Here is a 9,968-nt window from a genome sequence, read left to right as displayed (position 1 = left end):
AGCAGCGCATCGAGCGGCGCTGCCGCGGGCATCGGTGATGGATGGGCCGGTGCGGGCGGCGGCATCGAGGTCGGCAGCGACGCGGCCTGCGCGCCGAAGTCCGGTGTCGATGCGATGCGCGAGCTCACGGGCGCCGACGCGAGGCGAGAACTCGCGGGCTCGATCGCGGGCGGCCATGCGATGGTGGGCTCGGCGGCCGCGATCGATGGCGCCGCGCGGCTCGTGGCTGCTGCACTCGCAGGCGCGGCCTCGAGCACGTAGCTGCCGATGGTCACGCGATCGCCCTCGGCGATCGGCGACTCCTGGTCGTGCCGCAGCGTCTGTCCGTTCACGCTGATCGGCAGCACCGCGCTCATGTTGCGCAGCACCGCGCGGCCTTCGTCGTCGAAGCGCACCGTGGCCTGCAGGCGCGAGATCTGCCGCTGTTCGTCGGGCAGCACGAGGTGGTTGTCGGGGCTGCGGCCGATGGTGCCGCCCGGGGCCGCGAGCAGGGCCGACGGGCCCGCGGCCACCGGCCTGCCCGCATGTTCGATCACCGTCCAACGCATGGCATCTCCCAGTTCATGACACGGGCTCCTGGCGCGGGAGACCCGTCAGCGCTTCATCTTCTTGGCGGCTTCGAACGCGGGGCCCCACACGGGATGCTTGCGCTCGGCGATGCTGAGATCGAAGGAGGGGAAGGCGTCGAGGATCTTGAGGAACTGCGTGCGGCACTCGGGCAGCTGGTTGGCCACGCAGTAGCTGAAGGCCTCGAGCTTCATCGCGGCGAGCCGCGTGGTGGGCTCGGCTGCATCGAACACCGACACGCCGCCGCTCTTGAGCGTGGAGATGGCCTTCGCGTAGTCGCCGTCGTCATAGGCCTGCTGCGCGCGTTCGAGCGTGGTGCGCGCGACCTGCTGGCTCAGGCGTTCTGGTTGCGGCGGGCCCGGATCGACGGGGGCCTTCGGCGTGGTGTCGCAGCCTGCGATCAGAAAGAGCGGGATCAACAGAGCGCACAGCAATGACTTCAATCTTCTCTCCTGCCTTGCAAAGTTAAGCCTGGATACTGTGCCGCATCGATATGACGGCACGTCGGCCGACATCGGCCCTGCATGACGTCTCGATACTATAGGTGCGAACTTCGATGGAGAACCCATGCATCGACGAACCCTGTTGCGAAGTGCGATCGTGACGTCGCCATGGCTCGCCGGACTCGGCGGCTGTGCATCGACGGCCAAGTCCATGCCCACGCCCTATGCGGTGTCGATCAAGGTCGACGACGGCGTCAATCCCGATGGCCGCGGGCAGGCCGCGCCGATCCTCGTGAAGGTCTTCGAACTCAAGTCCTCGGGCAACTTCGAAACGGCTGACTACTTTGCACTGCAGGACCGCGATCGCGAGACGCTCGCGGCCGAACTCGTGAATGCCGACCAGGCCATTCTGCGCAGCGGCGAGGAGCGCACCTTCAAGCGCGAGGCCGGCCTCGATTCGCGCGCCATCGGCGTGATCGCGGGCTACCGCAAGCTCGAGAACGCACGCTGGCGCCTCGTGCTGCCGCTCAAGGAGCCCAAGCAGACGAACCTCTACAAGGTCTGGCAGTTCTCTCCGAGTGAACAAAAGGTTCGCATCGTCATCCGCAAGAGCGGTATCGAACTGTTGCCGACTACGTGATTTCGTAGCACTTGCACGCACGCCCTAGTACGAAAGTGCGCCGCACGTAGGCCGACACCTCGACGCTGCAAAAACGGTGCAAATCGTAAACATCGCCGTGTAGCATCGACACGCATTGCGCCCATGCAGGGAGGCCGTCGCGACGATGGACCGCCCGCACGACAGTGGCCGCACTCCAGGAGGTTTTCTTTGGTGACAGTTCGCAATCCGGGCGCCATCAGCAGAACGGGCGCCCATCCGCAGGCATTGGCGAATCGCGTGGTGTGGTCCGAGGGCATGTACCTGCGGCCGCAGCACTTCCAGCAACTGGAGCGCTATGTCGAGCAGTACGTGACGCGCCGCACCGCGGGGCTGCAGGGTGCGTACTGGGGCTGGCTGCACCTGGACATCGATCGCGATGCGCATGCGCTGGGCCGCGTCTCGCTGCTCGGCGGCGCGGGCGTGATGCCCGATGGCACGCCGTTCTCCTTCGGCGTCGAGGACGCACCCGTTCCCTACGACGTGCCCGGCGACCTGACCGACGAACTCGTGGTGCTCGCGCTGCCGCTGCGCCGGCCCGGCGGCGAGGAGGTCATCTTCGCGGAGGACACGACCTCGGCCGCGCGCTTCCACGTGGTCGAGCGCGAAGTCGCCGATGGCAACGCAGTTGCATTGGGGCCGGCGGTGCTGCAGCTCGCGGCGCCGCGGCTGCGGCTGGTGCGCGCTTCGTCGCTGACCGCGGAGTGGCAGGCGATCGGCGCGCTGCGCGTGATCGAGCGCCGCACCGACCACAAGCTGGTGATCGATGCGAACTACATCCCGCCGGTGCTCGATGTGTCGGCGCAGCCGATGCTGCGCAGCATGGTGGCCGAGCTGCACGGCCTGCTCACGCAGCGTTCCGAGGCGCTGGCCTCGCGGCTCTCGCAGCCGGGGCGCGGCGGCGTCAGCGAGGTGTCCGACTTCCTGCTGCTCGAGCTCGTGAACCGCTACCTCGCGCTCACCTGGCATGCGCAGCAGGCGGTGCAGGTGCACCCCGAGGAACTGTTCGTCGACTGGTTCAAGCTCGCCTGCCATCTCGCCACGCACACCTCGCCCACGCGGCGGCCCGTGGTGTGGCCGGTGTACGACCACGACAACCTCAACGAGAGCATCCGCCCGCTGATGGAGGAACTGCGCCGCTCGCTGTCGGCGGTGCTCGAGCAGAGCGCGATCGCGATCGAGCTCGAGGAACGCAGCCACGGCGTGCGCGTGGGCCGCATGCCCGACCCGGTGCTGGTGCGCAACGCGGGCTTCGTGCTCGCGGTGCATGCCGACCTGCCGGCCGATGCGATCCAGCAGCGCTTCCCCACGCAGGTGAAGATCGGCTCGGTCGAGCGCATCCGCGACCTCGTGCAGCTGCAGCTGCCGGGCGTGACCGTGCGGCCGCTGCCGGTGGCGCCGCGGCAGATTCCCTACAACGCGGGCTACCACTACTTCGAGCTCGACAAGAGTGGCGACATGTGGCGCCAGCTCGAGAAGTCGGGCGGCGTGGCCATGCACCTGGCCGGCGAGTTCCCCGGCCTGGCCATGGAGTTCTGGGCCATCCGTCCGTGAGCGATCGCATGAACGGCATCAACGACGTGGCCGTCGGGCCGGGCGGCTTCGTGCCGCCGAATCCGGGCGGCGGCAGCAACGCGGGCAACAACCCGCTGAACGCGCCGCGCGGCCTCGGCGAGCAGCCGCAGGCCTTCACCGCCTTCCACGACACGCGGCGCCCGCATGCGGGCGACACCGCGCTGGCCGGCAACAACCCGCTGGTGGCCGCGGCCAATCCGCTGCTCGACCTGATCCCGCAGATCCGCGCCACCGGCCACCACGATTCGCCCGCGCAGCTGCGCGAGCACCTGGTCGACGAGGTGCGCCGCTTCGAGACGCGCGCGCAGCACAGCGGCATCTCGCCCGAGGTCATCATCGGCGCGCGCTACTGCCTGTGCACCGCCGTCGACGAGGCGGCCGCGCTCACGCCATGGGGCGGCAGCATCTGGTCCTCGCAGAGCCTGCTGGTGATGTTCCACAACGAGACCTGGGGCGGCGAGAAGTTCTTCCAGCTGCTCTCGCGCCTGGTGCAGAACCCGCAGCAGCACCTGCACCTGATCGAGCTGATCTACTTCTGCCTCGCGATGGGCTTCGAGGGGCGCTTCCGCGTCATCGACAACGGCCGCTCGCAGCTCGAGACCCTCAAGCAGCGCCTGCTGCAGATCATCCGCCAGACGCGCGGCGAGATCGCGCAGCCGCTGTCGCCGCACTGGCAGGACACAAGCGCGCCGGTGCGCCGCACGCGCAACTGGCTGCCGGTGTGGGCCGTGGGCGCGGTGGCCGCGGTGCTGCTGATGATCGCCTTCGCGCTCCTGACCTTCAACCTCGGCGGCACCTCCGACGGCGCCTTCTCCGCGATCAACGCGGTGCGCCTGCCGCAGACGCAGCGCGCGGTGGCGCAGCCCGCGCCGCAGCCGCGGCTGCAGCGCTTCCTCGAGGCCGAGATCCGCGAGGGCCTGGTCAGCGTGCGCGACGAGGCCGACCGCAGCGTGGTGATCCTGCGCGGCGACGGCCTGTTCGCCTCGGGCGCCGACAAGGTGCTCGACCGCTACGTGCCGGTGCTCAACCGCGTGGCCGAGGCGCTCAACGCGGTCGATGGCAGCGTGCTGATCAACGGCTACTCCGACGACCAGCCGATCCGCAGCGTGCGCTTCCCGTCGAACTGGCACCTGTCGCAGGCGCGGGCCGACTCGGTGCGCAAGATGATCGGCGCGCGCATGACACGCCCCGACCGGCTGCGCGCCGAGGGCCGCGGCGATGCCGACCCGATCGTGCCGAACGACTCGCCGGCCAACCGCGCGCGCAACCGCCGCGTGGAAGTGACCTTGCTGGTCGCGCCGGTGGCACCGCAGGGAGGACGCTGAGATGCTGCGCGCGTTCTTCCGTTTCCTGGTCAGCCGCGACCTCTGGGTCTTCTTCGGCCTGGTCGCGCTGGCCTTCCTGATCTGGATCATCGGCCCGGTGATCGCGGTCGGCCGCTACCGGCCGCTCGAGAGCGAGTTCGTGCGCATCGTCGTGATCGCGCTGATGTTCGCGATCTGGCTGGTGCGCGTGGCCTACCGCAAGTGGCGTGAGCGCCGCCTCAACGCGCAGCTGCTGAACCAGCTGCGCACGCCCTCGAAGAAGGAGAAGGAGGCCAAGCCCGAGGAAGCGCCCGAGATCAAGGAGCTGCAGACCGGCTTCAACGATGCGACCTCGATCCTGCGCAACATGCGCTTCGGGCCGGGCGAGGAGGGCAAGGCCGCGGGCCGCTTCTCGATCTTCGACCGCCAGTACCTCTACCAGCTGCCCTGGTACATCTTCATCGGCGCGCCGGGCTCGGGCAAGACCACGGCGCTGGTCAACTCCGACCTCGACTTCCCGCTCGCCGACCAGCTCGGCAAGGCCGCGGTGCGCGGCATCGGCGGCACGCGCAATTGCGACTGGTGGTTCACCAACGACGCGGTGCTGATCGACACGGCGGGGCGCTACACCACGCACGAGAGCAACCGCGAGACCGACGAGGGCGAGTGGAAGGGCTTCCTCGAGCTGCTCAAGAAGTTCCGTCCGCGCCAGCCGATCAACGGCGCGATCCTCACCATCAGCATCGCCGACCTGCCGCTGGCCGACGACGCGCAGCGCGCGCGCCATGCGATGGCGCTGCGCAAGCGACTGCTCGAGCTGCGCAACGACCTGGGCATCAACTTCCCGGTCTACGTGATGGTGACCAAGGCCGACCTGCTGGCCGGCTTCAACGAGTACTTCGGCGGCCTGAGCCGCGCCGAGCGCGCGCAGGTCTGGGGCTTCACCTTCCCGATCGACGCGAGCGCCGCCAGCGCCAAGGCCGCCAAGGGCGACAAGCGCGCGGGCACCGCCACCACGCTCGAGGGCAGCGACCTGCGCGAGCGCTTCCAGCAGGAGTACCGGCTGCTGCACCAGCGGCTCGACGAGCGCCTGCCCGAGCTGCTGGCCGCCGAGCCCGACCCGATGCGCCGCGCGCAGGCCTACCTGCTGCCGCAGCAGTTCGCGAGCTTCGAGGACATCCTCGGCACCTTCCTGGCCGACGTCTTCAACCCGTCGAAGTTCGAGACCGCGCCGATGCTGCGCGGTGTCTACTTCACCAGCGGCACGCAGGAGGGCACGGCCTTCGACCGCGTGATGGGCGCGATCAAGCGCTACCTGCAGGTCAACGCGCCGCCGGCGCCGCCGCCGGGCCCGGGCAAGAGCTACTTCCTCAAGGAGCTGCTGCAGCAGGTGATCTTCCGCGACGCGGGCGTGGCCGGCACCAACCTGCGCTGGTACCGGCGCAAGCGCGCGGCCGACCTGGTGGGCTACAGCGTGATCGGCGTGCTGCTGGTGGCGCTGCTGGGCGCTTGCGTCAACAGCTGGCACAACAACAAGGCGTACGTGGCCGAGGTCGACGGCAACGCGAAGTCCTTCAACCGCGCCGCGGCGCGCGGCGAGCTGCCGACGGTGGTCGACTCGAGCGGCGACCTCGCGAGTTCGCTCTTGATCCTCGACCGGCTGCGCGACCTGCCGAAGTCGGAGAAGTTCGACATCGGCGACCCGCCCGTCAGCTACCGCTTCGGCCTCTACCAGGGCGAGAAGCTGCAGGCCGCGACCGATGGCGTCTACCAGCGCGCGCTCGAGAGCGTGCTGTTGCCGCAGGCGGCGCAGCGCGTGGAGCAGTCGCTGCGCGAGGCCTCGAAGAACAACCCCGAGTACAGCTACGAGGCGCTCAAGGCCTACCTGATGCTGTACGACGCCGAGCGCTACGACGCCGACTTCCTGCAGGCCTGGCTGCTGACCGACGTGGACCGCAAGGTCGGCGCCGCGCTCACGCGCGAGCAGCGCGCCAACCTCGAGTCGCACCTGAAGGCGCTGTTCGGCGGCCGCGTCGTGAGCTCGCCGTTCGCCAAGGACGAGCGCCTGATCACCGAGACGCGCGAGCGCCTCGCGGGCGTGCCGCTGGCGCAGCGCTCGTACGCGCGGCTGCGCCGCATCCTGCTGCAGACCAGCCAGCCCAATGCCTTCACCATCGCCGAGGCCGGCGGCGCCGAGTCGGCGCTGGTGGTGCGGCGCGCCAGCGGCAAGCCGCTGACCGACGGCATCCCCACGCTGTTCACCTACCGCGGCTACTGGGACATCTTCGACAAGCGCATGGCCGAGACCACGCTCGCGCTCGAGCAGGAGGACCGCTGGGTGCTGCAGATCCGCGCGCCCGGCATCACCGACATCACCTCGCGCGAGCTGCTGCTGCGCGAGGTGCGTCGGCTCTATCTCACCGACTACATCCGGGTCTGGGACGACTACCTGGCCGACATCCGGCTGGCCGACAGCCGCTCGCTGCTGCAGAGCATCCAGATGACGCGCGTGCTCTCGACCTCGGAGTCGCCGATGTCGCGCATCATCCGCGGCGCCGCGCGCGAGACCGACCTGCTGCGCAACCACGACGAGGCCGCGCGCAGCCTGCTCGACCAGGCGCAGAACCGCGTGCAGACCACGCGCGAGCGCATCGAGCAGCTGATCGGCCAGCCCGACGGCAGCCAGCGCCGCAACACCGTGCCCGACCGGCCCGAGTCGCTGGTGGACAACCACTTCGAGCCGCTGCGCCGCATGGTGACCGCGCCCAAGCAGGGCGGGCAGGCACCGATCGATGCCACCGCCGCGCTGATCAACGAGCTCTACAACTACCTCACGGCCACCGACACCGCGCTGCGCAGCGGCAACATCCCGCCGACCAGCGACGCCGTGACCAAGGTGCAGGCCGAGGCCGGCCGCATGCCGGTGCCGTTCCAGGGCATGCTCAACGACCTCTCGGCCACCGCCTCGTCGAAGGCGGCCGCGGTCACGCGCCAGAACATCGGCCAGAACGCGGCCGCCACCATCGGCAACTTCTGCAACCAGGCGATCGCGGGCCGCTATCCGTTCTCGCGCGGCTCCAGCCGCGACGTGGCCGCGGGCGACTTCGCCAACCTGTTCGCGCCGGGCGGGATGATGGACGACTTCTTCCAGAAAAACCTCATGACGCAGGTCGACACCTCGAGCAACCCGTGGACCTGGAAGCGCGGCGTCGATGGCAGCGCCTCGGGCCGCTCGTCCTACCTCGACGCGTTCCAGAAGGCGCAGGCGATCCGCGACGTGTTCTTCTCGGGCATGGCGGGCGGGCGCACGCCCTCGTTCTCGATCGACATCCGGCCCGAGGACATGGACGCCGGCCTCACGCAGATGACGCTGGACATCGACGGCCAGACGGTGCGCTACGCGCACGGGCCGCAGGCGCCCACCACCGTCAAGTGGCCCGGTCCGCGCAACAGCAACCAGGTGCGGCTGCAGGTCACGACCTCGAGCGGCACGCCGGCCGGCGGCATCGTCACCGAGGGGCCGTGGGCGCTGCACCGGCTGTTCGACAAGGCCTCGATCTCGCCGGGTGGCTCGAGCGAATCGTTCAATGCCAGCTTCGACCTGCAGGGCCGCAAGGTGGTGCTCAACGTGACCGCCAACAGCGTCTACAACCCGCTGCGGCTGTCGCAGATGAGCGGCTTCTCGTGCCCGGGGCGCTCGTGACGAACCCCGGCGCGGCGGCGCAGCCGGCCTGGGTGCCGGGCGACGAGCAGGTCGGCTGGTACGGCAAGCTGCCCGCGGCCGGCGACTTCCTGCACCGGCGCATGTCGCGCGAGCTGCAGGCCTGGTGGGACCGCTGGATGCAGAACGGCCTGGGTGCCTTCAAGCGCTGGCCCGATGCCATGACGCGCCACTACGCGGTGGCGCCGGTGTGGAACTTCGCGATCCCCGCCACGCAGGGCGTGAACGCGGTGCAATTCGGTTGCATCGCGCCGAGCTGTGACCGCGTGGGCCGCTACTACCCGGTGTGCGTGAGCCTGCAGGTGGATGCGCGCGCCTACCGGCCCGCGGTGCTCGAGGGCGCGGCCGCCTGGTACTGGCGCTGCGGCAACGCCATGCTGCAGGCGATCCGCCATGGCGTGGCGCCCGAGCAGTTCGACGCGCAGGTGCTGGCCGCGGGCCATGGCGGCTTCCAGCCGGCCAGCGGCGGCTCGGACGACATCCTTTCGATCCTCGGGCCTACGTCGGCGGGCGAGGGCGCCCAGCAGCGGCTGGGTTGGCCGGAGCTTCCACTGTGCTTCGACGCGTTCGGAAGCACGAGCTACTGGTGGACCAACCAGGCCGACGGCTCGCCGCTGCGGACCGCGGCGCATGGCGGCGGGCTCAACACGCCGCTGTTCTCGAAGCTTTTTTCCCAGGGGCACGTGCCATGGGCGTGAGAGTCCCGATGCATGAGGAGGAACAAGAATGACGACGGAAGGACGCACCGGCCCTCCGGTGGGCACCGACCCGCAGGAGCGGCCCCACCCGCTGGCCATCGGCCACCGGCTCGACGAGTTCGAGCTGCTCGAGGTGATCGGCGAAGGCGGCTTCGGCATCGTCTACCGGGCCTACGACCACTCGCTGCAGCGCGAGGTCGCGATCAAGGAATACATGCCCTCGATGCTCGCGCGGCGCATCGGCGACGACAGCGTGCACGTGCGTTCCGACCGGCTCACGGCCACCTTCCAGGCCGGGCTGCGCAGCTTCATCAACGAGGCGCGCACGCTCGCGCAGTTCAGCCATCCCGCGCTGGTGCGCGTGCATCGCTTCTGGGAATCGAACTCGACCGCCTACATGGCGATCCAGCTCTACAAGGGCCGCACCCTGCGCCGGCTGGCCGACGAGGAGCCCGGCACCATCTCCGAAGCCTGGCTGCTCGGCATGCTCGGGCCGCTGCTCGGCGCGCTCGAGACGCTGCACCGCAGCGGCTGCTTCCACCGCGACATCGCGCCCGACAACATCTTCATCCAGCAGGACGGCCTGCCGGTGCTGCTGGACTTCGGCGCCGCGCGCAAGTCGATCGCCGACCTGGTCGACGAGGTGGCGGTGATGGTGAAGTCGGGCTACTCGCCGATCGAGCAGTACGCCGACGACAACACGCTGCTGCAGGGCGCCTGGACCGATCTCTACGCGCTGGGCGCGGTGCTCTACCGCGCCGTCACCGGCCACCCGCCGCCTTCGGCCGTGGTGCGCAGCGTGCAGGATGCCTACGTGCCGCTCGCGAGCCTGAACCGGCCCGACCTGAGCCCGGCGTTCTGCGCCGCGGTCGACCACACGCTGGCCGTGCACAGCAAGGACCGCACGCAGACCGTGGCGGCCTTCGCGGCCGAACTCGGGCTCAGCAAGCTCGGCGACATCTACGTGGGCGGGCTCGCGGCGCCGGTGCACGCGGCGGGCAT

General features: G+C 69.8%; 8 protein-coding genes. 6 read left to right on the top strand and 2 right to left on the bottom strand.

What is annotated here, in order from left to right; translation table 11 throughout:
* Positions 1-548, bottom strand: a 548-nt coding sequence (locus tag AC27VN_RS21775; RefSeq protein ID WP_490877862.1) for an FHA domain-containing protein, incomplete at its 3' end; no start/stop codon positions are given.
* Between the two features lie 45 nt (positions 549-593).
* On the bottom strand, positions 594-1,010 hold the full coding sequence (locus tag AC27VN_RS21770) for a TssQ family T6SS-associated lipoprotein (RefSeq protein WP_093343915.1): 417 nt from the start codon (positions 1,008-1,010) through the stop codon (positions 594-596).
* A 124-nt stretch (positions 1,011-1,134) separates the two neighbouring features.
* Between AC27VN_RS21770 and tssJ the strand changes: the two genes are divergently transcribed.
* The 6 genes from tssJ to AC27VN_RS21740 form a co-directional block, all read left to right on the top strand.
* Complete coding sequence (gene tssJ, locus AC27VN_RS21765; protein WP_093343917.1) at positions 1,135-1,650, top strand: type VI secretion system lipoprotein TssJ; 516 nt, start codon at positions 1,135-1,137, stop codon at positions 1,648-1,650.
* Between the two features lie 189 nt (positions 1,651-1,839).
* Positions 1,840-3,222: a type VI secretion system baseplate subunit TssK gene (gene tssK / locus AC27VN_RS21760; protein ID WP_093343919.1), complete on the top strand. Its 1,383-nt coding sequence runs from the start codon at positions 1,840-1,842 to the stop codon at positions 3,220-3,222.
* Between the two features lie 8 nt (positions 3,223-3,230).
* Positions 3,231-4,568, top strand: coding sequence for a DotU family type VI secretion system protein (locus AC27VN_RS21755; protein ID WP_490877863.1), 1,338 nt, complete (start codon positions 3,231-3,233; stop codon positions 4,566-4,568).
* 1 nt (position 4,569) lies between these two features.
* Positions 4,570-8,250: a type VI secretion system membrane subunit TssM gene (tssM, locus tag AC27VN_RS21750; RefSeq protein ID WP_490877861.1), complete on the top strand. Its 3,681-nt coding sequence runs from the start codon at positions 4,570-4,572 to the stop codon at positions 8,248-8,250.
* Positions 8,232-8,966, top strand: coding sequence for a type VI secretion system-associated protein TagF (tagF, locus tag AC27VN_RS21745; RefSeq protein ID WP_371268813.1), 735 nt, complete (start codon positions 8,232-8,234; stop codon positions 8,964-8,966). Before tssM ends, tagF begins: the two co-directional genes overlap by 19 nt.
* 28 nt (positions 8,967-8,994) lie before the next feature.
* On the top strand, positions 8,995-9,968 hold a 974-nt coding region (locus AC27VN_RS21740; RefSeq protein WP_490877860.1), incomplete at its 3' end, for a serine/threonine-protein kinase.

It is taken from the genome of Variovorax sp. 20P10.2.4, from assembly GCF_058244205.1.
Note: the sequence above shows the minus strand (reverse complement) of the source record. Positions and strands in the feature narration are given on the sequence as shown.

Bases quoted from the DNA above. Each gene is read 5' to 3' on its own strand.
- tssJ (WP_093343917.1), top strand. From the start codon at position 1,135: ATGCATCGACGAACCCTGTTGCGAAGTGCGATCGTGACGTCGCCATGG.
- AC27VN_RS21755 (WP_490877863.1), top strand. From the start codon at position 3,231: ATGAACGGCATCAACGACGTGGCCGTCGGGCCGGGCGGCTTCGTGCCG.
- tssM (WP_490877861.1), top strand. From the start codon at position 4,570: ATGCTGCGCGCGTTCTTCCGTTTCCTGGTCAGCCGCGACCTCTGGGTC.